The organism is Kutzneria sp. CA-103260, assembly GCF_018263855.1.
In the GTDB taxonomy this organism is placed as follows: Bacteria; Actinomycetota; Actinomycetes; order Mycobacteriales; family Pseudonocardiaceae; genus Kutzneria.
Map to the genome: position 1 here is coordinate 9,168,454 of NZ_CP073318.1, position 24,311 is coordinate 9,192,764.

16 protein-coding genes are annotated in these 24,311 nt (G+C 69.5%); 3 read left to right on the top strand and 13 right to left on the bottom strand.

The genetic code is table 11. From position 1 onward, the window contains the following. Nucleotides 1-112: 112 nt before the first annotated feature. Nucleotides 113-556 carry an SRPBCC family protein gene (locus JJ691_RS40685; protein WP_211764797.1) on the bottom strand — a complete coding sequence of 148 codons (444 nt, stop codon included), beginning with the start codon at nt 554-556 and terminating at the stop codon, nt 113-115. Nucleotides 557-789: 233 nt separating this feature from the next. Between JJ691_RS40685 and JJ691_RS40690 the strand changes: the two genes are divergently transcribed. Continuing rightward, nucleotides 790-2,640 carry an AfsR/SARP family transcriptional regulator gene (locus JJ691_RS40690; protein WP_211764798.1) on the top strand — a complete coding sequence of 617 codons (1,851 nt, stop codon included), beginning with the start codon at nt 790-792 and terminating at the stop codon, nt 2,638-2,640. Here the strand turns inward: JJ691_RS40690 and JJ691_RS40695 are convergent. From JJ691_RS40695 to JJ691_RS40750, 12 genes are all read right to left on the bottom strand, one after another. Continuing rightward, nucleotides 2,523-3,698 carry a glycosyltransferase gene (locus JJ691_RS40695; protein WP_211764799.1) on the bottom strand — a complete coding sequence of 392 codons (1,176 nt, stop codon included), beginning with the start codon at nt 3,696-3,698 and terminating at the stop codon, nt 2,523-2,525. The genes JJ691_RS40690 and JJ691_RS40695 overlap by 118 nt on opposite strands. Next, entirely contained in the window at nt 3,695-4,546 is an 852-nt protein-coding gene (locus tag JJ691_RS40700; protein WP_211764800.1) for an alpha/beta fold hydrolase, read from the bottom strand. The genes JJ691_RS40695 and JJ691_RS40700 overlap by 4 nt, the downstream gene beginning before the upstream one ends. A gap of 1 nt (nt 4,547) precedes the next feature. Beyond that, nucleotides 4,548-4,850, bottom strand: coding sequence for a phosphopantetheine-binding protein (locus tag JJ691_RS40705; protein ID WP_211764801.1), 303 nt, complete (start codon nt 4,848-4,850; stop codon nt 4,548-4,550). After that, nucleotides 4,847-8,893, bottom strand: coding sequence for a beta-ketoacyl synthase N-terminal-like domain-containing protein (locus JJ691_RS40710; RefSeq protein ID WP_211764802.1), 4,047 nt, complete (start codon nt 8,891-8,893; stop codon nt 4,847-4,849). Before JJ691_RS40710 ends, JJ691_RS40705 begins: the two co-directional genes overlap by 4 nt. A gap of 5 nt (nt 8,894-8,898) precedes the next feature. Then, complete coding sequence (locus JJ691_RS40715) at nt 8,899-15,567, bottom strand: type I polyketide synthase (protein ID WP_211764803.1); 6,669 nt, start codon at nt 15,565-15,567, stop codon at nt 8,899-8,901. Between the two features lie 318 nt (nt 15,568-15,885). Beyond that, nucleotides 15,886-16,239, bottom strand: a complete 354-nt coding sequence (locus JJ691_RS40720; RefSeq protein WP_249227334.1) for a nucleotide pyrophosphohydrolase — start codon at nt 16,237-16,239, stop codon at nt 15,886-15,888. Nucleotides 16,240-16,281: 42 nt separating this feature from the next. Continuing rightward, nucleotides 16,282-17,583 (bottom strand): DUF2786 domain-containing protein, encoded by a 1,302-nt coding sequence (locus JJ691_RS52695; RefSeq protein WP_249227335.1) that lies wholly within the window; start codon nt 17,581-17,583, stop codon nt 16,282-16,284. 40 nt (nt 17,584-17,623) lie between these two features. Then, nucleotides 17,624-19,441 (bottom strand): glutamine--fructose-6-phosphate transaminase (isomerizing), encoded by a 1,818-nt coding sequence (gene glmS / locus JJ691_RS40730; protein WP_211764804.1) that lies wholly within the window; start codon nt 19,439-19,441, stop codon nt 17,624-17,626. A gap of 10 nt (nt 19,442-19,451) precedes the next feature. Beyond that, on the bottom strand, nt 19,452-19,727 hold the full coding sequence (locus JJ691_RS40735; RefSeq protein ID WP_442912511.1) for a hypothetical protein: 276 nt from the start codon (nt 19,725-19,727) through the stop codon (nt 19,452-19,454). A 475-nt stretch (nt 19,728-20,202) separates the two neighbouring features. Beyond that, nucleotides 20,203-21,348 (bottom strand): L,D-transpeptidase, encoded by a 1,146-nt coding sequence (locus tag JJ691_RS40740; protein WP_249227336.1) that lies wholly within the window; start codon nt 21,346-21,348, stop codon nt 20,203-20,205. 348 nt (nt 21,349-21,696) lie between these two features. Beyond that, nucleotides 21,697-22,176 carry a CoA-binding protein gene (locus JJ691_RS40745; RefSeq protein ID WP_211764806.1) on the bottom strand — a complete coding sequence of 160 codons (480 nt, stop codon included), beginning with the start codon at nt 22,174-22,176 and terminating at the stop codon, nt 21,697-21,699. Then, complete coding sequence (locus tag JJ691_RS40750) at nt 22,173-23,465, bottom strand: O-acetylhomoserine aminocarboxypropyltransferase/cysteine synthase family protein (protein WP_211764807.1); 1,293 nt, start codon at nt 23,463-23,465, stop codon at nt 22,173-22,175. The genes JJ691_RS40745 and JJ691_RS40750 overlap by 4 nt, the downstream gene beginning before the upstream one ends. A gap of 41 nt (nt 23,466-23,506) precedes the next feature. Between JJ691_RS40750 and JJ691_RS40755 the strand changes: the two genes are divergently transcribed. After that, nucleotides 23,507-23,770 carry a hypothetical protein gene (locus JJ691_RS40755; protein ID WP_211764808.1) on the top strand — a complete coding sequence of 88 codons (264 nt, stop codon included), beginning with the start codon at nt 23,507-23,509 and terminating at the stop codon, nt 23,768-23,770. 176 nt (nt 23,771-23,946) lie between these two features. Further along, a complete protein-coding gene (gene mihF, locus JJ691_RS40760) occupies nt 23,947-24,258 on the top strand; it encodes an integration host factor, actinobacterial type (protein ID WP_184868828.1) in 312 nt (103 codons plus the stop codon). Nucleotides 24,259-24,311 lie beyond the last annotated feature (53 nt).

A 24,311-nucleotide genomic window follows, 5' to 3' on the forward strand; every position in this document is an offset into this window, starting at 1 on the left:
CCGTTGCCATACTCGCGGTGGCGGAAGCGTACCGGCTGCTCGTAGCCCCTCATGATCTCTCGGCCTTGTTCACTCGATCGAGCGAACAAGGCCGAGGGGGGACCCACGGAAACTAGCTGCGAACGGTTGCGGCCAGCTTGTCCAGCGTCGCTGTGTGGATGCGGCGCAGTCCAAGCGGTGCGAACGTGCCCTCGAAGAAACCGGCCACCCCGCCGGCGCCCTGCCAGGTCGTCTGCACGTGCACGGAACTGGCGCCCTCACCCTGGGCCTTGACCGTCCAGGTGGTCACCATGGTCGAGTTCTGGTCCGACTCGACCAGCGTGCCCGGCGCCGGCTCGGTGACCTCGAGCAGGCAGTCCCGCACCCGCTTCTTGGTCGCCTGCAGCTTCCAGTGCACCTTGGTGCCCGCGCCCTTGCCGCCCGCGAGCACCTCGTATTCGCTGTAGTTCTCGGGCAGGATCCCCGCCCGGGCGCCGGCGTAGTCCGCCAGCGCCGCGTAGACCGTGTCCGAGGGCTTGTCGATGACCCGCTCGGCGGTTGCCTTCACCTCTGCCATGCCGCCGATTCTCGCAGTGTCACGCGGCCGGGGCGCATCACCCGGGCGTGAACAGTGATCAACGAGATGCGTCACACAGGTCACGGCGAGTGAACGCGCCGGGACGATTGACCCATGTGCCGCGCGCGTTTGGGCACGGTGCGTGACTGTCCGTTCACACTGGCTAGACGCGACCGCCATGGCGCGATAGGAACTGCGCACGGGGGACAACCTCTGGCGGGAGGTGTTTGGACATGCGGGTGCGGGTGCTCGGGCAGTTCGAGGTCGCTCGCGGCGAGGAGCGGATCACCCCGTCGCAGCCGAAGCTGCGCCAGCTGTTCGCCCTGCTCGCCCTCAACGCCAACAACGTGGTGCGCGCCGAGCAGCTCATCGAGGAGCTGTGGGGCCCGGAGCCGCCGAGCAAGGCGACCGGCACGCTCCAGACATATATGTCACACCTGCGCCGCCTGCTCCCCGCCGACGACGCCACGGTGTCCCTGCTGCACACCCGGCACGTCGGCTACGCCCTCACGCTGCCGGAACAGGACGTCGACGCCGGTCGGTTCGCCGGTCTCGTCGCACGTGGACGGTCCGAGTTGGACAGTGGGCACGTCGAGTCGGCGTCCGAGGTCTTCCGGACGGCGCTGGCGGTGTGGCGCGGCTCGGCGCTCAGCGACGTCGACGCCGGCCCGGTGCTCGAACACCACATCCGCAGCCTGGAGGAGACCAGGGTCGGCGTCATCGACCAGCGTATGGAGGTCGAGCTCATGCTCGGCCACCACCACGAGGTCATCAACGACCTGAGCACGCTGGTCCGTGACTACCCGGCGCACGAGGGCCTGCACGTCAAGCTGATGATGGCGCTGCACCTACTCGGCCGCCGCTCCGAGGCGCTGCACGTGTTCCAGCGCATCCGGTCCACCCTCATCGACGACCTCGGCCTCGAACCGGGGCAGCAGTTGCAGCAGGTCCACCGCGGTCTGCTGGTCGGCAACCCACAGATCGACGCGTTGACGCCGACCAGCGCGCTGCGCAGCGGCAGCTGGCTGGAGCCGCCCGCGCAGCTGCCGCCCGACCTGCCGGTGTTCGTCGGACGGACGGTTGAGCTGGCCGCGGCGGAGGGCCAGCTGCAGCAGCCGTCGCGCTCCGCGCCCGCCGTCGTCTCGGTCGTCGGACCGCCGGGATCGGGCAAGACCGCCTTCTGCACGCACCTCGCGCACCGCGTCCGAGCCCGCTTCCCACACGGCCAGTTGCACGCCGACCTGGCCGAACAGACCCCGGTCGAGGCGCTCACCGGTTTTCTCCGCGCCATCCGCGGCACCGGCGCGCAGCTGCCGGACAGCATCGAGGAGCGCAGCCACCTGCTCCGGGGCTGGACCGCGGAGCGACGCGTCCTGGTCCTGATCGACAACGCCGTGAGCACCGTCGAGCTGGCGCCGCTGCTGCCCAGCGGCGGCGGGTGCGCGGTAATCGTGAGCTGCCGGACGAGGCTGCCGCTACGCGGCACGAGCCTCGCCGTCGACCTGCACCCGCCGGCCGAGGACGAGGCCCTCGAACTGCTGGGCTCCGTGATCGGCTGGCGCCGCTTGCGGGCCGAGCTGCCGCAGGCCCGCCGGTTGATCCGGCTGTTCGAAGCGTCGCCGATGGCGTTGGTCGCCGCGGCCAACCGGCTCGCCATCCGGCCGCACTGGACCATCGCGGTGCTGCTCGACCGGCTCCGACATCGCCGGGACTGGCTCGACGAGCTGGTCAACGCCCGCGTCGACCTGCTCAACAGCATCGAGCTGAGCTGCCGGTCGCTCGCGCCGGCGCACCGCGATGCCTTCTTCCGGCTCGCCGGTGCCGCCAGCGAGCCACTGACCACGAGGGGCGCGTCCGCGGTGCTCGGGTGCGACCAGCGCACCGCGGAGGCGATCCTCGAGTCGCTCGTCGAGCACCAGCTCGCCGCGGTCGACCGCGGGCCCGAGGCCTTCCCCGGACAGTTCCACTACCGCTTCAGCCCGCTCGTGCGGGTGGCGGCGAGCTCGCTGAGCCAGTTCGCCGCGGCGTCGGCGCCGCCGGCCGAGGCGAACGACTTCTGGATCCGCCGCGCCCCTTCTGCATAGCCGGAACTCTCGTCCAAAGTTGACGCAATGCTCGAACGCAGCAGCTCTGCTCCGACGCGGCCGAACCGCACCCGCACGCCGGCACCCGCCTCGACCACCTGCTGGGCGACGATCGGCTGGTCGTCCCGGATCGGGGCGACGACCAGCGGCACCCCGTGACTGAGCGCCTCACACACCGTGTTGTGTCCGCCGTGGCAGACGACGGCCGCACACCTCGGCAACAGCGCCAGTTGAGGGACGCGGCGCACGACCAAGACGTCATCTTTCGAGCAAAGCTCACCCGTTGGATCAACGACGACGCCCTGCACCAGCTCCGACAGCCCGCTTAACGCCTCCACCGCCGCGGCCAGGAACGGGCCGCCGGCATCGGCGTTGGCGGTACCCAGCGAGACCAAGACGACCGGTCGCCCGTCCAGCGACGACCAGGGGAACGGGGTGTCGTCCGGCCGCTCGGCGATGGACGGCCCGACGAACACGACGTTGCCGCCGACCGGGCCGACCAGCTCCGCCGTGCTGAACGCGAGCACGCCATGAGGGGAGAAGCGCAGGTCGTGTGTCGCAGCCGTCGAGCCGTGCCGACGCCGAAGCCCAGCGAGCAGGTCGTCGAGCCACGCCGCCACCTTCGGCATCTCCGACAGCGGCTGCACCAGCTCCGCCGACGTCGTCGCCGACGTCGCCCACGGGATCCCCCGCCGCTCGGCGACCAGTGCGCCGGCCACCGCCTGCTGGTCGACCAGCATCGCGTCGGGCGCGAACTCGTCCACGGCGGCGTCCACCAGCGGAGCCATGCCCTCCGCGAGCGGAACCAGGAACTCCTCCCACAGGAACTTCAGCGACGCGAACCCCCGCAGCTGCGGCGGCCGACCCACCAGCGCGAACTCCGACAGCGGACGGCCCGTCGGATAGAACGTCGCGCCCGGGCCGGCCAGCGGGGCCAGCGCGGCGTTCGGCCCGACCCAGCCGACCTCGTGCCCGGCGGCAGCCAGCCGGGCCGCCACCCCGACCGTCGGGTTGATGTGCCCGACGAGCGGAGGGACGACAAAGAGGAACCGGCTCACGCGACGGGCTCCACGGTCAGCAGCCGGGCCTCGTCGGCCGCGTCGATCCACGGCACATCGGTGTGAATGCCGCGCACCCACGGGATCAGCAGCTCACGCACCTTGCGGTGGGCGTCGACCAGCACCGAGTGGTCCTGCCCGGGGAACACCACGGTCCGGCAGTTCGACAACGCCCGCTCCAACGCCCGCGGGTCCTCGCCCTGCAGCCCGTCGCCGCCGAGGATGTGCAGCACCGGTGTCGGCAGCGCCAACAGGTCCTCGGCCGACATCAACCGGCCCTGCGACACCTCCGCCATCATCGTCGTGGCGAACAGTTTGGCCGCGGCCTTGCGGGCCAGCTTCGCGTGGTGCGCCCCGTTCTGCGCCTCCAGGTCCAGGAACGTCTGCTCGTTGGACAGCTGCTCGCCCATGTAGTCCATGGCCTGCACCATCCGGTCCGACCACGGCTGGGTGGGCGGCTCCGACTCGATGGACACGATGCTCGCCACCTGCCAGGGCCGGGCGAACGCGTGTCCGAACGCGACAGTGCCGCCGAAGCTGTTGCCCACCAGGTGAACCGGTCCGCGCACCGGTAACGCGTCCAGGAACGCGCCGAGATCCTCGACGAAGTGCTGGAAGGTGTAGCCGGTGGTCGGGCAGTCGCTGCGGCCGTGCCCGCGCAGGTCGTAGGCGAGCACGTTGACTCCCGCGGCGGCGACCGGCGCGGCCAGCGTCAGATAGAAGCTGGCCAGGCTGTCCGTGCCGAGACCGTGGATGAACACGACCGTCGGCGCCGACTCCGGGTCGACGCCCTTGGCATCCATCCGCTGGTAGTGCGTGTTGACGCCGTTGGCCAGGATCTTGCCCACGTCAGCCTCCCGCGCGGGCCAGGGCCGCGACCACGAAGTCGACTAGATCGCCGACCTTGAGCGCGATCACCTCGTCGAGGTCCTTGTCCGCCAGGAACTCGGCCAGGTTCACCGGCTCGCCCCAGTGCTCGGTGGCCAGCGCGGTCAGCGTGACCAGGTCGATGCTCTCCAGTTCGAGGTCCTCGTTGAACGAGGTCAGCTCGGTGATCTCCACGTCGTCCACGCCCAGCTCGGCGAGCACCTTGCGCAGCATGCCGGCGATCTCGTCGAACACGACGTCGCGCGACGCCTCGGTGGTGGTCATTCGTCCTCCTGATCGGCGGGACCGGCGGTCCACGCGACGACGTACTGCCGGGCCGGCAGGTCTGCTGGATTGCTGACGGCGACACGCTGTCGGCCGTCACCGGCGGCGATGCCGGCTGTCGGGTCGTCGATCGCGATGCTCACCGGACCGCGGCCGAACCGGGCGATCGACACCCCGAGCTCGTCCTTGTGCGCCAGGGAAACGGTGACTTCCGGCAGTGGGAAGCCGTTGTTCCCGGAGACCGTCACGCGACCGTCGCCGGCGTCGTCGACGAGGATCTCCGCCGGGAAGATCGGCCCAGATCCGTTGTCCCACAACAGGCTGCGCACCGCGTCCTTGACGGCGATGCGGCCGAGCAGCCAGTGCCGTCGGTTGCGTGGCGGCAACCGGTCGTAGCAGGCGCGCTCGCGGCCGCTGAGGTACTTGCTCAGGTACAGCTCACGGGATGCCAGGTCGGGCCAGCGCTCGGCGACCGCGACCCAGCCGCCGGGTTGCCGCTGCGACAGCGAATTCCGCTCCGGGAACCGCCACGCCTCGTCCAACTCCATGTGGCTGTCGAACCTGCGGTCCCGCCAGTCGCTGATCTCCGCCCACACCACGCCGTTCACGGTCAGCTGGGCGTCCACCTGATAGAGCCGGTCGCTCACGTCGACCACCTTGATCAGGCAGTCGATCGGCGTGCCGGGCGCCGGGTGCGGGCCGAAGAACTCGATCCGCCCCATCTGCACCGGGAAGGCGATCCGCTTGGTCGTCTGGGTTTCCCAGATCCAGTACCCCAGCAGCTGGCCGACGTTGTCGAGCAGACCGCCGGGCACGTCCGGCGTCGTGATCACACCACTGACGTGGTTGACCCCAACGCTGGTCAAGGCCGTGATCCCCTGCAGCGCCGGGCCATGGAACATCACCCGCCGCTCGTAGAACTCCCGCGCCGTCATGCCCGGCGTTGTGCGCTCGCCGGCGGCGATCGACCAACTCCGGTGCGGCCTGGGCGCCCAATCCGACGCCAATTCCACAACGGCCTGCGAGTGATCGCCGACCGCGACCCGAACCCGATCCGGTCCGATCGGCTCGACGGTGATGGTCACCTCTTCGGCCGGCGCGCCGATGAGCCACCGCAACAACTTCACATCGTGCACGCGCACGGCGCGAAGTCCCGGCGCGGCCTCCTCGGCGGCGTCCATCATGATCTGGATCAAGGTCGTGCCCGGCACGACGGGACGCCGGTCGGCCAGGTCCGGCCACCCTTCCCGCTGCGGCGCGAAGCAGTGGTCCAGCAGGAACGGCATCGACTCGGTCGAGATCGTCATCCGCTTGGTCAGGGACCGGATCGCGGGCGCCCGCCGGCTGGCGATCACCTGGGCGGCCGACTCGGCGGTCTCCCGCAGCAGAGCCTCAAGCTCAGCCGCGATGGGGAAGTCCGCGGTCAGCGAGTCCAAACGGGACGGACCGGTGCTGATCGTCGTGTCGACGGACACCAACGGCGAGCCCAGCTGCAGCGTCACCGGCTGACGAGTCGGTTCCAGCAGCGAGAAGTCCGGCGATCCACCCTCGACCCACAGCGCCGCGGCGACGAGCCGGAGCTGGTCCACGCCGCCCCGATGGGCCGAATTCGCCGCGACCGTCAGGTGATCCACGCCCTTGAGCGTGTCGTCGATCAACGAACCCAGTTGCCCGGCGCCGACCTGGATGAACACCTTGATGCCGGCGGCGTATATGGCCGACACCGTCTCGCGGAAGCGGACGGGCTCGACCAGATGCCGAATGTAGAGGTCTCGCACGGCATCCGGGTCCGTCGGATACGGCGAAGCTGTGGTGGCGGACCAGATCGGCAGCGCTGCCCGGCCCATCTCCAGGCGGTCGGCCAGGTCTACGAAAGGCTGGATGTACGGCTTCAGCATCGGCGTGTGGAAACCGGACCGGAACGGCAGGACCTGGCTGATCACCGCGCGCTTGCGGAACTCGGCGACCAACTCGGCGATCTCCTCCGGCGGTCCGCAGACGATCGTCGAGCTCGGCGAATTGTCGTGCGACAAAACGATGTTCGGCCGGTCGGCGATGGCCTCAGCGACCCGGTCGACGCCGCAGCCGATGGTGGCGAACTCGACCCCCGGCACCTCGACCGAGGTCGGGTCGAACCTCGCCAGGGAGTCCTCCACCGCGCGGTCGGAGAACATCCCGCTCACCGACATCGCGGTCCACTCACCGATGCTGTGCCCGGCCAAGGCTGTCGGCGTCACGCCGATGCGCCGCAACGCACTGTCCAGCAACCGCCCGACGCCCAGCACGCTCATCCCGTGCCGGCCGAGATCGCCGTTGCCGACGGACCTACGGATGAGCCCGAAATGGTCGGCCACGTCCTCCACGCGCGGGTCGAACTCGGCCTCCAGCCCGGGAAAGACGAAGGCTATGCCCGACTTGGGCAGCAGGGGCTCCGGGCTGAACCAGAAGTTGCTGCGCCCACGCCACGCGACGCCCTTGGCGACAGTCTTCTCGGCGAGCGCCACCCGCTTGGGCGTCGGGTCCACGATGGCCAGTCGAAGTCGGCCGCTCTCATGCTGTTCATCCTGGTTGAGACGGCGCAGCAGCTCGTCGGGCGTGTCCGCCGCGACGCGCAGCACCCGCACCGGCTCGTTGACGACAATCGCGGACGGCGCAGGCTTCGGCGAAGGTGCTTGCTCCAAAACCACATGCGCGTTGATGCCGCCGAACCCGAAGGCGTTCACGCCGGCGCGACGCACGTCGTCCGCCCACACCTCGGCCTTGTCGATCGGCCGGAACCTGGTGGCATTCAACGCGGGATTCGGGTCGTCGCAGTGCAACGTCGGCAGCAGCACGCCGTGGTGCACCGCCAGCGCCGCCTTGACCAGGCCGGCGATCCCGGCGGCCGGCATGGTGTGGCCGATCATCGACTTCACCGAGCCGATCACCGCGGGCTTGCGCGTCGGGGCGCCGAAAACCGTTGCCAGGGTGGCGAGTTCCGCGGAGTCGCCAGCCGGCGTCGCCGTGCCGTGCGCCTCCAACAGACCGATGGCGCCCTCCGCTGAGGGATCCAATCCCGCTGCGGCCCAGGCCTTGCGGACCGCGAGCACCTGCCCACCGGGATCGGGATTGAACAGGCTGGCGCTGCGCCCATCGCTGGCCACGCCCGTTCCGCGCACCACCGCGTAGATCCGGTCGCCGTCCCGTTCCGCATCGGCCAGTCGCTTGAGGACCACGACTCCGGTGCCCTCGCCGATGAGGATGCCGTCCGCGTTGCGATGGAAAGGCCGGATCTGCTGGCTCGTCGAGAGCGCCTTCAGCTGCGTGAACACGCTCCAGAACGTGATGTCGTGGCAGTGGTGCACACCGCCGGCGAGCACCACGTCGCATCGCCCGCTGCTCAACTCGTGCACGGCGTGATCGACGGCGATCAGCGAGGACGCACAGGCAGCGTCCACCGTGTACGCCGGGCCGCGAAGGTCGAGCCGGTTCGCCACGCGTGACGCGGCCAGGTTGGGCACCAGACCGATCGCCGACTCCGGCTGCTCCGGACCGAGTTGCTCGGTGAAGGCCACCCGCACGCGCTCCAACTCGGCGGCGCCGATACCCGGAACGAGCTCGCCGAGCGTGCGCACCAACTGCACGGCGGTGCGCACGCGTTGGTCGAGCCGCACCACGCCGGGCGTCAGATAGCCGCCGCGGCCCAGGATCACGCCGATCCGGTCGCGGGCCGGCAGTCGCTCGTCGCCACCGGCGTCGGCGATCGCCGACGCGGCGACGCGCATGGCGATGAGCTGATCCGGCTCCGCGCCGGCGACCGAGTTCGGCATGATCCCGAACCGGGCCGGGTCCACGTCGGCGTACTCGTCGACGAATCCGCCGCGCCGGCAGTACAACCGGTCGGCCCGGGCCGAGCCAGCGGGATCGTAGTAGCCGGGGTCCCAGCGGTGCTCGGGCACGTCGGTGATCGCGTCCACGCCGGTGACCAGATTCCGCCAGTACGTCTGGAGATCCGGCGCCCCCGGCAGCAGGACGGACATGCCGACGATCGCGACATCGGACATCGGCGTCACCAGCCCGACGCGGTGTAGACCACGGCCCGCACGTCGTGGTCGCCGAAGGCGAGTTCCCGCAGCAGGGCCATGGTGCCCTCCTCGGGGTCGATCAGCTCGATCCCGCGGCGGCTGTACTCCTGCTGCAGCTCCGGTGTCACCATGCCGCCGTGCCGGGCGTCCGGCGCCCACGGTCCCCAGTGGACGGTCAGTGCGCGGGTTCCGGTGCGGGAAGCCCAGAGGGCGCCCAAGGTCTGGAGCGCGTCGTTGGCCGCCGAGTAGTCGATCTGGCCACGGTTGCCCAGTGCCGCCGCGATACTGCCGAACAGCGTCACGAATCGGGGCGGGGTGGGCAGCTCTTCGACTGCGGACAGCAACGCCCGGGCGCCGTCCACCTTCGTGTCGAAGACCCGGCGGAACGAGTCGGCGTCCTTGTCGGCGATCAGCTTGTCCTCGATCACACCGGCCGCGTAGCAGACGCCGTCGATCCGACCGTGGTCCGTGGAGATCTCCTTGATGATGCGGTGCAACGCCTCCTGGTCGCGGACGTCCGCCGAGTGGTAGCCGACCGTGCTGCCCAGTGCCCGCAGCTCGTCCAGGGTCGCCCGGACCTCGCGCGCCGCGAGGATCTTCGCCGACATGCGCTCGATCTCGGCCGGCGAGCGGTGGCCCTGGGCGATCAGCGCGGCACGCAACGCCGTCTTGTCCAGCGCCGACGCGGTGGCGGGGTCTTCGGCGTCGGTCGGCAGCGGCGTACGGCCGATCAGTTCGATGCGGCACCCACTGGTCATCGCCAGCTTGGTCGCGAACTGGGCGGTGATGCCGCGTGCGCCGCCAACCAGCAGCACCACGGAGTCCCGGTCGAGGCCGATCGCCTGCGCCTCAGCCGTGCCGTCGCCCGCCGGGCCGGCGCCGGTGGTGCCGAGCGAACCCAGGTCGACTGGAAGCATGTCGATGGTCTTGCGCGTCCCGTTGCCCCGCAACACAACTGGGTGCCGGTCGTCGGCCAGCAACTCGTCGAGCAGGCCCTCGGTCACCGCCGTGGTGTCGACCTCGATCAGCTTGGCCGCGGTTTCCGGGTACTCGCGGGAGATGGTCCGGAAGAAGCCACGCAGGCCGGCCACGCGGTCGTCGGCGTGCTCCGCGACGGGGGACACCGCGATCACCCAGCGCGGACCACGAGCCAGCGCTGCCTTGAATTCCGCGAACGCGCCCGGCAGGACCGGGTCGTCACCGGGCGAGAGTGCGCCGAGGTAGAGCAGGTTGTCGGCGTTCTCGGTGACGGTCGCGCCCTGCTCGCCGAGCGCGGCCGTGACCTCGGCCACGAGTTCCGGCTGGCCGCCGATGATGCGGAACTCCTTGCCGGACAACGTGGACGAGTCAAGCGGCCGTGCGGTGCCAACCTCGGTGGGCACCATCTCGAAGCGCCGCGGCGCTCGGCCGCCGCTGATCACTGCCGACCCGGCGTCGGGGCGGGCAGTCGCGGCCGCCGCGACCAGGTCGGTGGCGGCTGCGAGCGGCGTGCCTCCGTTGCCGGCCGCTGCGACGAGGTCGAGCGGAGTGCTCTCGGTCGCCGCCGCGCTCGGCTCGGCGGTTGTCGTTCCACCACCGAACAAGTCGGCGATCTGCTGCGCCGTGCGGGCCTTCGTGAGCTCCTCGATGTCCGACGTGGTGGCAGCGCCGAGCTTGGTGACCAGGGTGCCGGCGATCTCCGTGCGCTTGATCGAGTCGATGGAGAGATCGGCCTCGAGGTCGAGCGTCGGGTCGATCATGTCGGTCGGGTAGCCGGTCTGCTGGCTGATGACCTCCAGCACCGTCGTCAACACGTCGGCGACGACCGGTTCGGGCTCCGCGACCGGCGCCGGCGCCGCGACCGCCTTGGGGATCTCGACAACCGGCGGGGGCGCGATGTGCTCGACCACGCGGGTCGGCGCGTTGGCCACGCCGCCGAAGTAGCTCAGCAGCACGTCCCGCTGCGCGGCGATCATCTCGCGGCTGGTGCGCAGGTACTCGCTGATCAACGCGTCCTGACCGGCGCTCGGCTGGGACATCGACAACTCCACTCGTCGGGCGGGGACGAGCCCGCCGTTCAGGTACTGCCCGTCGGCGGTGCGGACCAGCTGGCCGTCGATCGTCCATCCGGGACGCTTCGGCGGCGTGGAAGTGCTGACGTCCAAGGCGTCGCGGCCGTGGAACAGCCAGCTCGTGCGGACGTTCACGCCGGACACCGCGAGCTGCGCGGTCGCGGCGAGGAAACCGCGCACGCCGCCGTCGGTCGTCACGCGGACGTGCGGCCGGTCGCCTAGGATGGCGTCGACCAGTCGGGTCAGCACCTTGCCCGGGCCGACCTCGACGAACACCCGCGCCCCCGCCGCGTACATCGACTCGATCTCGTCGACGAACCGGACGGACGACCCGATCTGTGCCGCCAACTCCGCTCGGATATCGCCGCGGTAGGGCGCGGCGGTCCGGTTCGACCAGACCGGCAGCTCCGGCTCACGAACGTCCTGTGTGGACAGAAACTCGCCGAACGCCTTGCCGCCGTCGGCCACCAGCGGGCTGTGGAAGGCACAGGCGACCTGGATCTGCCTGCCCGAGATTCCCTTGGCCCGCAGCGCCTCCACGGCCTGGCGGACCTGCTCGGTCGGCCCGGAGATCACCGCCTGCTTCGGGGCGTTGTGGTTGGCCAGCACCAGGTCTTCGGTGAGGACCGATGCGATGTCCTCGGCCGTTCCGGTGATCGCGGCCATCGAACCGGGATCTTCGCCGGCCGCGCCGAGGATGCTGTCCGCGCGGGCCCGGCTCATTGCCAACAGCGTTGCCGGACCGAAGGAACCCGCGGCGCTCAGCGCGACCAGCTCGCCGTAACTGTGGCCAGCCAACAGATCCGGCTGCACACCGAGCCGGTTCAGCAGCTGGTTGACCGCGAGTCCGGTGATCCCCAGCACCGGTTGGGCCGCGCGAGTGTCGGTGATCCTGGCCGTGCGCCGCTGCTCGGCCTCCTTGTCGAACGCGGCCGGCGGGAACAGCGTGTCGGCCCACTCCTGTCCGAGCTGTAGCAGGTGCTGGATCTCCGGGAACGCGACGAAGAGCTCGGCGAGCATGCCCGGCCGCTGGCTGCCCTGTCCGGGGAAGAGGAAGGCAACCTTGCCGTCGACGCCTTGCCGGGCAACGAAGATGCCACGCTTCGGATCGTGCTGCCCGGCCGCCCCGTCGCGGAGCCGCTGCGGCAGCTCGTCGATGTTCCGCGCGACGACGGCGATCTGCGTCGGCTCGCTGCGCTGCTCGGCCCGCCGTGACGCGGTCTTGGCCAGGTCACGCAGCCGCCACGTGCGGCCGCTCGCCTCGTTCTTGGCAACGAGGTCGAGGAGCCACTCGACGGAACGCGCCGCTGACGCGTGATCCGCGCCGCGGAACGTGAACAGCTCGGCCGTCCACTCGTCGTTGCTGTGCCTCGGGGTCGGTGCCTTGTTGTAGGCCGACAGCACCATGTGGAAGTTCGTGCCGCCGAAGCCGAAGGCGCTGACGGCCGCGATCCGCTCCGCGGCCGGCGCCGCCCATGGCGCGGCCTCCGCGTGCAGGACGAAGGGATTGCCCTCGGTGTCCCACGCCGAGTTCGGCTGCTCCACGTGCAGCGTCGGCGGCTTGATCCCGTTGTGCAGGGCCAGGGCCGTCTTGATCAGGCCGGCCAGGCCGGCAGCGCACTTCGTGTGGCCGATCTGCGACTTCACCGAGCCGATCGCGCAGCTGGCCGGCTGGGCCCCGTGCTCGACGAACACCTTGGCCAGTGAGCCGAGCTCCGTGCGGTCGCCGACCACTGTGCCCGTGCCGTGTGCTTCGACCAGTCCGACCTGCGCCGGCGACAGGCCGGCGTTGCGGTACGCCCGCTCCACCGCGCTGCGCTGGCCCTCCGGCCTCGGCGCCGTCAGGCCGAGGGACTTGCCGTCGCTCGCGCTGCCGATGCCCTTGATCACCGCGTAGATCTTGTCGCCGTCGCGCTCGGCGTCGGCCAGCCGCTTGAGCACCACGCAGGCGACACCCTCGCCGAGCGTCGTGCCGTCGGCGCTGCTGTCGAACGTCTTGCAGCGGCCGGACGGCGACAGCGCGCCGACCGAGCTGAACATCAGGTAGTCGTTGATGCCGTTGTGCAGGTCCGCGGCACCGCACAGCACCATGTCGCTCGTTCCGGTGACCAGCTCCTTGCAGGCCACGTCCACCGCCGCCATCGAGGAGGCGCACGCCGCGTCGACCGTGTAGTTCGCGCCGCCCAGGTCAAGGCGGTTGGCGATCCGGCCGGCGATGACGTTCGCCAGCACCCCGGGGAACGTGTCCTCGGTCAGCCTCGGCAGCTGGCGGTCCAGCTCCTCGGGCAGCGTGCCCAGGTAGGACGGCAGCACCGTGCGCAGAGTGGTCGCGCTGGCCATGTCGCTGCCGGACTCGGCGCCGAACACCACGCTCGTCGTCGACCGGTCGAAGGCCCGGTCGCCGTAGCCCGCATGCACCAGTGACCGGTACGCGGCTTCCAGGGCGAGCAGCTGCACCGGCTCGATGCTCGCCAGCGACGCCGGCGGAATGCCGTAGCGCAGCGGGTCGAACGGGATCTCCGGCAGGAAGCCACCCCACTTCGACGGCGTGCGGTCCGTCCCTCCGGTCGCGGAGTAGTAGACGTTGGCGTCCCAGCGCTCCGACGGCACCTCGGTCACCGCGTCGACCCCGGCGAGCACGTTCGCCCAGAAGGTCGGCAGGTCGGGGGCCTGGGGGAACATGCAAGCCATGCCGATGACGGCAACGTCCAACGGCTCGGGCTCCGGCTCTGGCGCAGTGCTGCTGCCGACGCCGAGAGCTTGCGCCCTGGCGGAGTGGTAGCGCATTGCTCCAAAGCTCACGCTCTCGTGCAGCGCCGCAACCGTGGTGACGGCGTCACGCAGCACGGCAACCTGGCCGGCCATGAACATGCCTTCGGCAAGTTGCCGGTTCTCGTCGACGTCGAGCAACTCCGCGCCACTGCGCTCCACACCCTTGCTCGCGATCCGCAGCCGACCGATGTTGAGCTGCTCCAACTCCTCCCAGACCTCGCGGTCCGGCAGGCCACGAGCGCGCAAGTCGTCACGCAGCGCGAGAAAGTCCTCCGCGAACGGGCTGGTCACGCACCTCGTCGCGTGACCGGGAGCCGTCTCCAGCAGCGCAGTCGCCTCGGCGTCGACCACCTGCCGCTGGAAGAGCGGCTGCACTGCTCCATCGCGTACGCACTCCTCCGTGAACAGGTACGCGGTCCCCATCAGGACGCCGACGTTGCAGCAATGCGCACGCAATGGAGCAGCCATCGCGCTCACCATCGCCGCCGAGCGCTCGTCGTGGATGCCACCGGCGAAGAGCACGTCCAGCTCGGCCTCGGGATTCGCGCCGAGGAAGTCAAGCAGCACGCCCAGCTGGGACTCCCACAGCGGGAAGCTCGACCGCGGACCGACGTGACCGCCGCACTCCGACCCCTCGAAGATGAACCGCCGCGCCCCGGCATCGAGGAACTGCTTGAGCAGACCCGGCGACGGCACGTGCAGAAACGTCGTGATGCCGAGCCGCTCCAGCGCCGCAGCCTGCGCGGGCCGTCCACCGGCGATGATCGCGTACTGCGGACGCAGCTCCTCGATGACTTCCAGCTGCCCGGTCCGGACCTCCTCGGCCGCGAAGCCCAGGATTCCCGCGCCCCACGGCCGGTCGCCGAGCAAGTCCCTTGTCTCCCGCAGCAGGTCTCGGGTCTGCTCCTTGGTCGCCAGCGCCAACGCGACGAACGGCAGGCCGCCGTTCTCCGCCACCGACGCCGCGAACCTCGCGCGGTCACTCACCCGCGTCATCGGTCCCTGGGCGATCAGACTCGGTGCCGAGGGCTCCTGCTCCAGTGCGGCGGCGACGCTTTCCTTGATCGCTCGCACGACCCGGTCGACCGTGCCGAACTCGTTCGCGAACCGCGCGGCGAGGAAACCGTCCTGCCCAACCGGAATCCGCCCCTGACCTGCGCCCCTGCGGACGAGCAGCCGCTCGCCGTCCACGACGGTCGTCTCCGAACCGTCCATCGGCCGGATCGCCGCGGCGATCTCGTTGTCCACATCGGACTCCGAGAGCAACGCCAGTTGTGTGTCGAGGACAACGCCGGCGGCGCCGCCGACCACGGCCGCCGCAGCCGTGTGCACGCCGATCCCGCCCCAGGCCCAGATGGGCACGTCCACAGCGTCGACAAGTTGTTGGAGCAGCACGAACGTGCTCAGCTCACCTACCGGCCCGCCGGCCTCGTGTCCACGAGCGATGATCCCGTGTGCACCGCGCTCGACTGCGAGCAATGCTTCCGCTTTGCTCGAGACCTCCACCAGAACTCGGTGGTGCGAGGCCAGTTCTGGAATAGACCACTCCGCGCCGTGACCAATCAGGACGGTGTGAACCTGATCACGGGGGAGGTCGCCGGGCAGCAACGCGCACGCGCCGGTCACGCGCACGCCGAACGGGCCGCCGGCCCAGCTCAGCAGCAGGTCGAGCGCTTCCCGGCTGTGTCGGTCGCCGGCGCCGAGATCGAGGATGCCGACGCCACCGGCCCGGCAGACCGCGGTAACCAATCGCGCATCGGGAACGTTGAACGGGCTGACTCCAAGCACAAGATTCTGTGTGAATCCGGGGCAGGAGGAGTGCGCAGCCATCGAGCCTCCGCAGGGGGATACGAGACCTATGGGTGCGCACATCGGTGTAGCCACACCCTAATGGGTGGATCCGAACGGAAAGGTTATGGCTAAGCCGGAATTTCGTCAATTGAGGTACTGGCGAGTTCAGGAAAGTTTGCGTGGAAGTTCAGCGTGGCTCAAGCCTCCTGGTAGCTGCTGAGCCTAGGTGACAACCCTGCTGACCTGCCCAGCTGGGCTGATCGGGTCGCGACCGATCGAGGTGGCCGGCAACAGCCTTCGGGGATGTCGTCACCGTTGCCCAACCGTATAGTTCAGATGAATTGGCTGGTCATCAAGTTAAAGCTCGTCGTACTTGCTCGCGTTTCCCCGTGACTTCTCGACCGGGTACCGCAATTCGTTGCGGGCCAACTTGTCCAACGTCGCTTGCGCCAGATCGATGCCAGTCACATCGGCGAAACGGACCAGGTACATGAACACGTCGGCGACTTCCATCCGGACCCGCTCCCGCAGGTCCGATCCGGACATTCCCGCGCTGATCTGCTCGTCGTTCAGCCACTGGAGCTCGGCCAGCAGCTCGCCGGCCTCGCCGGCCAGGGCCATCGCGAGGTTCTTCGGCGTGTGGAACGGCTCCCAGGACCGTGCGTCGGCGAAGGCGCGAATCCGGGCCGTCAGGTCCTCGATGTCGGTCACGGTCCCGTACGGTAGTCGTTGCAGTCGAGCCGTTGGCCAGAATTAGCGAGTGGGCGTCAGTTTTTGCCGATCGAGCCCGATGTCGGCGAGATCCGCGGCCGCGGTGCCGGCGTCCCAGCCCGCGGCGCTGCCCACCGTGTACGACTTCTTCACCGTGGCCGGGTAGAGCTCCTCGAACAGTTGCGTCACCGCCTTCTCCCGGTCGGCGAGCACCGGAAGCAGCCGGTCGTCGGCCGTCAGGTCGTCGCTCTCCTCGGCGGCGGCGTGGAGCCGCTGGCCGATCCTCGTGGCGTACGCGAGCAGGAACGACTGCCGATAGGTCCGGCTCCGGGCCTCGATGCCGTTGGTCCGTGACGCCCCGGCCGCGACCATCGCCCTCGTCGCCTGCAACAACAGCGACGTCGACAGCAGCTCGGTGATCTCCAGGTCGAGATCCGCCCCGATGAGCGCGATGAAGCCGATCTTCTCGTAGACCACGCCGCGTGACCTGTTCGCGGCGGCGACCGCCGCCACCAACTGTGCCTTCGCCCCGACATACGGCGTGTCCAGCCAGACCCGCCGAGAACTCGCCGTCTGCGGCACGTGCTCGTCGGCGTCGAGCAGCGCCCGCTCGAAGGCGTGCCGGCTCATCAGCTCCTGCGCCTTGGCGGACAACGCCTCCGCTTCCTCGGGGAATTCCGTCGACTCCGCTTTTGCGAGCAATCCTCGCACCTTGGCCAGCACCTTCTGGTCGACGCCCGTGACCGGCCCGGTGTCGGCCGACGTCGACTTCCCCGGAAGGGGCAGGATCAGCGGCAGCTTGGGCAGCGCCATCAACGTCGCCAGCGCGGCGATGACCGCCTCCAGCCCCTCCTCCTTGGTCAGGATGTGTTTGGCCAGCCACTGCTCGAAGTGCTGCCGGTCGTGGCGCCACCACTGCCGCGCCTCGATCTGGCGGAGTTGGTCACGCCAACGTTCGTGGAGAGTGGCCTCAGCGTGCCGGGCCATGTCCGCGGCGATCACATCGACGACGAGGCTCGTCGCGAACCCGTCGCACTCCCGGCTGGTCGCCTGGACCAGGTCGTAGGGCAGCCATCCGTTCGGCCACAGGAAGTTCAGTGCCCGCTCGAACACACCGGCCACGGCGAGACCGAGTTGGCGGTCATCGGCGTCGGCGAGGAACGCGGCGTCCGCCGCGGCGGTCTGCCGCTGGCCGTACGAGTAGTCGTTGGCCGTCGCCCACAACCGCGCCGCGACGCCGTTGGCGTCGAGCGACCTTGCGTCGACGCCATCGGCGGTCCGCTGCGTGTGTCGGGCGCGTGCCTGCTGCCTGGCAGCACGCCTCGTCCGGTCTGAGCTCCCCACGTGCATGAGGTTAGCGACCGATCCTGGCAACGCCCGGAGGTCACTCCACAGTCACGCTCTTGGCCAGGTTCCTGGGGTGATCGACATCGTGCCCGAGCAGCACCGCGGCATGGTAGGCCAGCATCTGCAAGGGGATGCCCAGCAAGATCGGGTCCAGCTCCGCCTCGGCCTTCGGCACCACGATCGTGTGGTCGGCCAGTCCTGGCGGCAGCTCACGGTGCGCCAACGCGAGAATCCGGCCGCCGCGGGCCTTGATCTCGCCCAGCGTGGTCAGGTTCTTGTCGTACAGCTCGTCGTCGGGAACGATCGCGACGGTCGGCGTCTCCGGGCTGATCAAGGCCAGCGGACCGTGCTTGAGCTCCGAAGCCGGGTAGGCCTCCGCGTGCACGTAGGAGACCTCCTTCAGTTTCAGGGCGCCCTCGCGGGCGACCGGCCAGCCCCGTACCCGCCCGATGAACATCACGTTCGGGCACGTGCCGTACTGCTGCGCCAACCCGGCGATCTGATCCTCCAGCTGGAGGATCTCGCCGATCTGGGCCGGCAGCGCGCGCAGGCCGCGGACCAGCCGCTGACCGTCAGCCGGCGACAGGTCACGCACTCGAGCCAGATGCAACGCCAGCAAGGCGAAGTCGACCGTGGTCACGGTGAACGCCTTCGTCGACGTCACCGAGATCTCCGGGCCGGCGTGCAGGTAGATGCCGCCGTCGCACTGGCGCGCGATCGAACTGCCGACCGCGTTCACCACCCCGAGCACCCGGCCGCCCTTGCGCTGGATCTCCTGCACCGTCGCGAGCGTGTCGTAGGTTTCGCCGGACTGGCTCACCGCCACATAAAGCGTGTCCGGGTCGATCAACGGGTTCCGGTACCGGAACTCCGAGGCTGGTTCGGAGTCCGCCGGCACGCGGGCGAGTTCCTCGATCAGCTGCGCCCCGATCTGGCCCGCGTAGTGCGCCGAGCCGCAGCCGAGGATCTTGACCCGCTTGAACTCCCGCGACTCGCGTGGCGTCAGGTTGAGGCCACCCAGGTGAGCGGTGCCGAAGCGATCGTCCAGCCGGCCGCGCAGGGTCCGCTCGACCGCGGTCGGCTGGTCGTGGATCTCCTTGCGCATGAAGTGGCCGTAGCCCTCGGCCTGATAGTCGGCGTCCTCGACGTCCACGGTCGTCGGCGGCCTGGTGGTGACGGTCGCGTCCAGGGTCCGGGTGCTGAACCCGTCGGCGGTGAGCACGGCAACCTCGCCGTCCTCGAGATGGACGACCTGTGAGGTGTGGCGGACCAGCGCCATCACGTCGGAGGCGACGAACAGCTCCTTGTCCCCGACCCCCAGGATCACCGGGCTGCCGTTGCGGGCCGCGATGATGCGGTCCGGCTGGCGGGTGTCGACGACCGCGATGCCGTACGTGCCGACGATGTCCGGCAGCACCCGCCGCACCGCTTCCTCGATGTCGTCGACCTGGACGGCGGCGATCAGGTGGGCCAGCACCTCGGTGTCCGTCTCCGAGCTGAAGACGACCCCGTCCGCGCTCAGCTTGGCCCGCAGCTCCTCGGCGTTCTCGATGACGCCGTTGTGCACGACCGCGACGCGTCCGCTGCTGTCGACGTGCGGATGCGCGTTCTGCTCGCTCGGCACGCCGTGCGTCGCCCACCGGGTGTGGCCGATCCCGACCGGGCCGGCCAGGCGAGCCGGCACATCCTGCGCGAGCTGGCCGACCCGGCCCTTGACCTTGCGGACCCGGAGCTTGCCGCGGCCGACCACCGCGACCCCGGCCGAGTCGTAGCCGCGGTACTCCAGCCTGGCCAGGCCCTCCAACAGGATCGGGACGCAGTCACGCGACCCCACATATCCAACGATTCCGCACATGGTCGTTCCCTCACCCGTAGACGATGCGTCGCAGCTGCCGAAGGGACAGCTCTGGCGCAGCGACGCGGCGCTGCGGCAGTTCGGCGGCGATGCGCTCGAAGATCTGGTCGTTGGTCAGCCCGGCCGACTTGAGTTCGGCATGCCGGCGGCGCACGACCGCCTCGGCCGACTCGTCGAAGTAGGCGAGCACGTCGGCGACCACCCGCGCCGCCTCGCCCGGACCGAGCGCTGTGGTGCGCATCAGGTGCGAAACGAGATCCCCGAACGGGTGACTACTGGCCGACACGAGCAGCGATGCTGCCCGCCCGGAGACCCAAAGGCAACGATCCTGCCCGAAATCGGGCAGGATCACGTGACTGTGTAGCGAACCGCTGCTGAGCAGCGACAAGCCCTACGGCCACCGCGTCACCTCTCACGCAAGGCCGCCGCCATCCAGCAGAGGCACCGCCCTTGCGCAGAGCGTCCCCGTCGAGCAGAGCACCGCCTTTCGAGCACGGCCCGGCCTCTGAGCAGAGCTGCGTCCTTCGGGCAAAGCGCGGCCCTCGCGCAGTGGCGCTTCCGTCGAGCAGGGACGCAGCTGGTGCACTGCCGCCGCCGACCGCCACCGATGTCGCTTTACACAACGGCTCGGGATGTAAAGCGGCGGGTCCGCACACCTCATCGGTGCGCGCGTTCGAGCAAAGTGTCGACACAGCACAAGGGCCGCACCCCAGATGGAGCGCGGCCCTCGTGGCGGACTGGTGAAGCCGTGGTGCGGGGGATCAGCCGTTGAGCGCGCTGCCCTTCTGCCAGTCGGCCCAGCTGAGCTCCCAGTCACCGTAGGTGTCCCACAGCGGCAGCTTGCCGCCGCCGGCGTTGACCACCTCGACCACGTCGCCGAGGTTGAAGTTGTTGAAGAACCACTGCGCGTTCTCCGGGCTCAGGTTGATGCAGCCGTGGGAGACGTTCGAGTTGCCCTGCTGGTTGACGGTGTTCGGGTTCTCGTGCACGAACTCGCCGTCGTTGGAGATGCGCTCGTCCCAGTACTCGGTCGACTTGTAGTAGCCGGGCTGGCCGGGCATGACGCCGTAGGTCGCCGAGTCCATCACGACCTGCTGCTGCTTGTCCGAGATGACGTGCGGGCCGTCGTGGGTGGGCGTCGTGTCCTTGCCGAGGCTGATCGGCATGGTGTTCACCACGGCGCCGTTGTGCAGGATCTGCATCTGCTTGGTGTTGCCGTCGGCCTTGGAGACCCAGGAGTCGTGGATCTTGTACGTGACCGTGCGGTCTGCCTTGCCGTACACATCGCCACCGAGGTTGACGCCGTAGACGTTGGCGTTGAGCGTGATGGTGGTGCCGGGCTGCCAGTACGACGCGGCCCGGTAGTGCGCGGTCTTGGCGTCGATCCAGTACCAGGAGCCCTGCTGCGGCGGGTTCGTGGTCACGGCCAGCGCCTTCTCGGCGGCGGCCTTGTCCGTGACGTTCTTGTCGAACGACACGCCGATGATCTGGCCGATGCCGAAGGTCGCACCCGCGCCCGGCGGGGCCGGGATGAGCGACGGGTACGCCTGATCCTTGGGGGTGAGCGTGGTGTAGGTGCTCTTCTGCTCGGTCTGCTTGCCGTCGGCGTTGGTCACGTCCGCGACCACGCTGTAGCTGGCACCGTAGCCCAGCGGCTCACTGGTGGTCCAGGTCAGCCCGTCCGCGGACAGGTCGCCCTTGACCGCGTTGCCCTTGGCCGTGTTCGTCACGGCGACGTTGGTGATCTTGCCGCCGGTCGCCTTGACGGTGATCGGCGCCGTCGGGCTGGCCTGGTCGCCGGCGGAGATCGTCACCTGCGCCGCCGGCACGGGCGGTTTGGTTGTCGTGGGGGCGCTGGCCGACCCCTCGGTGCCCGATGAACAGGCGCTCAGTGCCAGTGCCGCCACAGCGAGTCCAACGACTCCCGCGGACCCCAGGCGTCGACGACGCCCCGCGCTTCCTCCGACCAGCATGTAACCCTCTTCGCTCACGGCCCGTGTCCCGGATCAGCCCAGACCCATTCGTGGCCGACCTCGCCCCACAGAAGAGTAGGCGGCGGCCTCACAACGGATAAGACGTGGTGGGTGGCCTGACGTTGCCTCCCGCCTTGAGGTGATCCGCGATTCGGTGACGTTTGGTCCGCGTAGCGCACCCATCGGGGCCGTTCCGCCGTGCTACGTATCCCCGGAACGGGCGTTATTGCTCTGTATGGGTGATTACTGTGCGTGCTAATGGTGGATTTGCTGAAAATTGCCTCAGAGATTGGCGTGACGGCGCGAGGACACCACGCCCGTGTTGAATCCGGCCAGGTGCAGGCCGCCGGCGAAGCGGGCGTGCTCGATCTTCACGCAGCGGTTCATCACCACGTTCAGGCCGGCGTCGGTGGCGTGCTCGGCCACGGCCTCGTGCCACAGCCCCAGCTGCAGCCACAGCGTGCGTGCTCCGGCGGCGATCACCTCGTCGGCGACCCCGGGCAGGTCGTCGTGCTTGCGGAACACCGAGACCAGGTCCGGCTTCGACGGCAGGTCGGCCAGCGACGGATAGACCGGCCGGCCGAGCAACTCGGTGAGCCGTGGATTGACGAAGGTGACGTCGTAGTCGGTCGAGGCGAGCAGGTAGGTGGCGACGAAGTAGCTCGGCCGCGACGGATTGTTCGACGCGCCGACGAGGGCCACCGACCGGGTGCCCCGCAGGATGTCCCTGCGCTCCCGAGCCGACGGGCTGGACCAGGTCACCGTTGCTTCACCGCCTCCGCCAGAGCCTGATCGATGTCCCACAACACGTCCTCGACGTCCTCCAGACCCACCGACAACCGGATCAAGTCGGGCGTCACGCCGGCGTCGGCCAGCTGGGTGTCCGACAGCTGCTGGTGCGTCGTGGACGCCGGATGGATCACCAGCGTGCGGACGTCGCCGATGTTGGCCAGGTGGCTGCACAGCTCGACGGACTCGACGAACCGCTGCCCGGCTGCCCGCCCACCGCGGACGCCGAACGAGAACACCGCGCCCGGCCCCTTCGGCAGGTACTTGGCGGCGCGATCATGGTGGCGGTGCGATTCCAGCCCGGCGTAGCTCACCCACGAGACGCGCTCGTCCGCCTCCAACCAGCGCGCGATCTCCAGAGCATTGCGCACGTGCGCGTCCATCCGATGCGGAAGCGTCTCCACTCCCTGGAGCAGCAGGAACGCCGAGTGCGGGGCGAGCACTGCGCCAATGTCGCGGAGCTGCTCGGCGCGCAACCTGGTGCAGAACGCGTACTCGCCGAAGTTCTCCCAATACCGAAGGCCGCCGTAGCTGGGCACCGTCTCCGTCATCCGCGGGAACTTGCCGTTGCCCCAGTCGAACCTTCCGGACTCGACCACGACACCCCCGAGCGTGGTGCCGTGACCGCCGAGGAACTTGGTGGCCGAGTGCAGCACGATGTCGGCGCCGTGCTCCAGCGGTCGGCACAGGTACGGGGTGGCCAGCGTGGCGTCCACGACCAGCGGGATTCCGGCCGATCGGGCCAGGTCGGCGAGGCCTTCGAGGTCGGCGATGTCGCCGTTCGGGTTGCCGATGACCTCGGTGTAGATGAGCTTGGTCCTAGGCGTCAGCGCCGCCGCGTAGGCGTCGATGTCGTCCGCGGCCACGAACGTCGTGTCCACGCCGAAGCGCCGCAGCGTGCCGTCCAGCTGGGTCACGGTGCCGCCGTAGAGGTTCGCCGCCGAGACGATGTGATCGCCGTTCTCGGCCAGTGCCGTGAACGTGAGGAACTCCGCGGCCTGGCCACTGGCCGTGGCGACCGCGCCGATGCCGCCCTCGAGGCTGGCGACGCGCTCCTCGAACGCCGCGACCGTCGGATTGCCGATCCGGCTGTAGACGTTCCCGTACTTCTGGAGCGCGAACAGGCTCGCGGCGTCCGCGCTGTCCTCGAACACGAAGCTCGTGGTCTGGTAGATCGGCACCGCGCGAGCGCCGGTCGTCGGGTCGGGGGTGCCGCCGGCGTGCAGCGCCCGGGTCCGGAATCCCCACGGTCGATCGGTCATGCGAACTGGTCCGTCCAGGTCAGAGGGGTCAAGTCGATCAGGTGGCGTACAACACTCTCGTGGTCGCCAGATGGGGTGGCCCCGCCACGTGGGGCTGTGGACAGCTCGGCCACGGCGAGGCCACGCACTGGATCGGTTCCGGCCCGCTGTCGCTGACCTGGCCCGATGTCGCCCCGGTGCTGTCGTCCAGGACGTTTCAGCAGTACAGAGGGCATGTGACCATGGTGCTCACGTCGTCCGGGAGGCGTCAACAGGCGGCGTTTGGCTCCCAGTTGGTGGGCGTGCGACACGTGAACTCCGCGTGAGGGGGGCTTCACCTGGATGAACTTCTCTCGCTCGCCAGGTGTCACTCCTAAGGCTGGCGTAGCGTCACTCACGGGGTTGCCGCGACGCGCCAACAGGCGCGAACGCTGACGAAAGTCGTGGTCAGCGTGCATGATGGCGGTCGAGCAACCCCTCGTCGCAAGAAAGGACCATGAAGTTGGCTCTGCCCACACTGACCCCTGAGCAGCGTGCGGAAGCGCTGGCGAAGGCTGCGGAGGCCCGCAAGGCCCGCACCGCGCTGCTTGCTTCGATCAAGTCCGGTGAGACGACCTTCGGTGAGGTGCTCAAGCGCGCCAAGGACGACAAGACCGTCGGCAAGACGAAGGTCGCCCAGCTGCTGAAGGCCGTGCCCGGGCTCGGCGCCGTCAAGGTCGCCAAGCTGCTCGAGGAGACCGGCATCGACGCCGACCGCCGTGCCGCCGGCCTCGGTGACCGGCAGCGCCAGGCGCTGCTCGACGCGATCGGCTGAGCACAGCCATGTGCTCGGAGACCGATAAAGGTCCAGTTGACCGATATCGAGTC

What these genes read in the sequence shown, in the direction of transcription:
- JJ691_RS40685 (WP_211764797.1), bottom strand. Translation starts at nt 556, where the DNA reads ATGGCAGAGGTGAAGGCAACCGCCGAGCGGGTCATCGACAAGCCCTCG.
- JJ691_RS40690 (WP_211764798.1), top strand. Translation starts at nt 790, where the DNA reads ATGCGGGTGCGGGTGCTCGGGCAGTTCGAGGTCGCTCGCGGCGAGGAG.
- JJ691_RS40705 (WP_211764801.1), bottom strand. Translation starts at nt 4,850, where the DNA reads ATGACCACCACCGAGGCGTCGCGCGACGTCGTGTTCGACGAGATCGCC.
- JJ691_RS40710 (WP_211764802.1), bottom strand. Translation starts at nt 8,893, where the DNA reads ATGTCCGATGTCGCGATCGTCGGCATGTCCGTCCTGCTGCCGGGGGCG.
- JJ691_RS40715 (WP_211764803.1), bottom strand. Translation starts at nt 15,567, where the DNA reads ATGGCTGCGCACTCCTCCTGCCCCGGATTCACACAGAATCTTGTGCTT.
- glmS (WP_211764804.1), bottom strand. Translation starts at nt 19,441, where the DNA reads ATGTGCGGAATCGTTGGATATGTGGGGTCGCGTGACTGCGTCCCGATC.
- JJ691_RS40750 (WP_211764807.1), bottom strand. Translation starts at nt 23,465, where the DNA reads ATGACCGATCGACCGTGGGGATTCCGGACCCGGGCGCTGCACGCCGGC.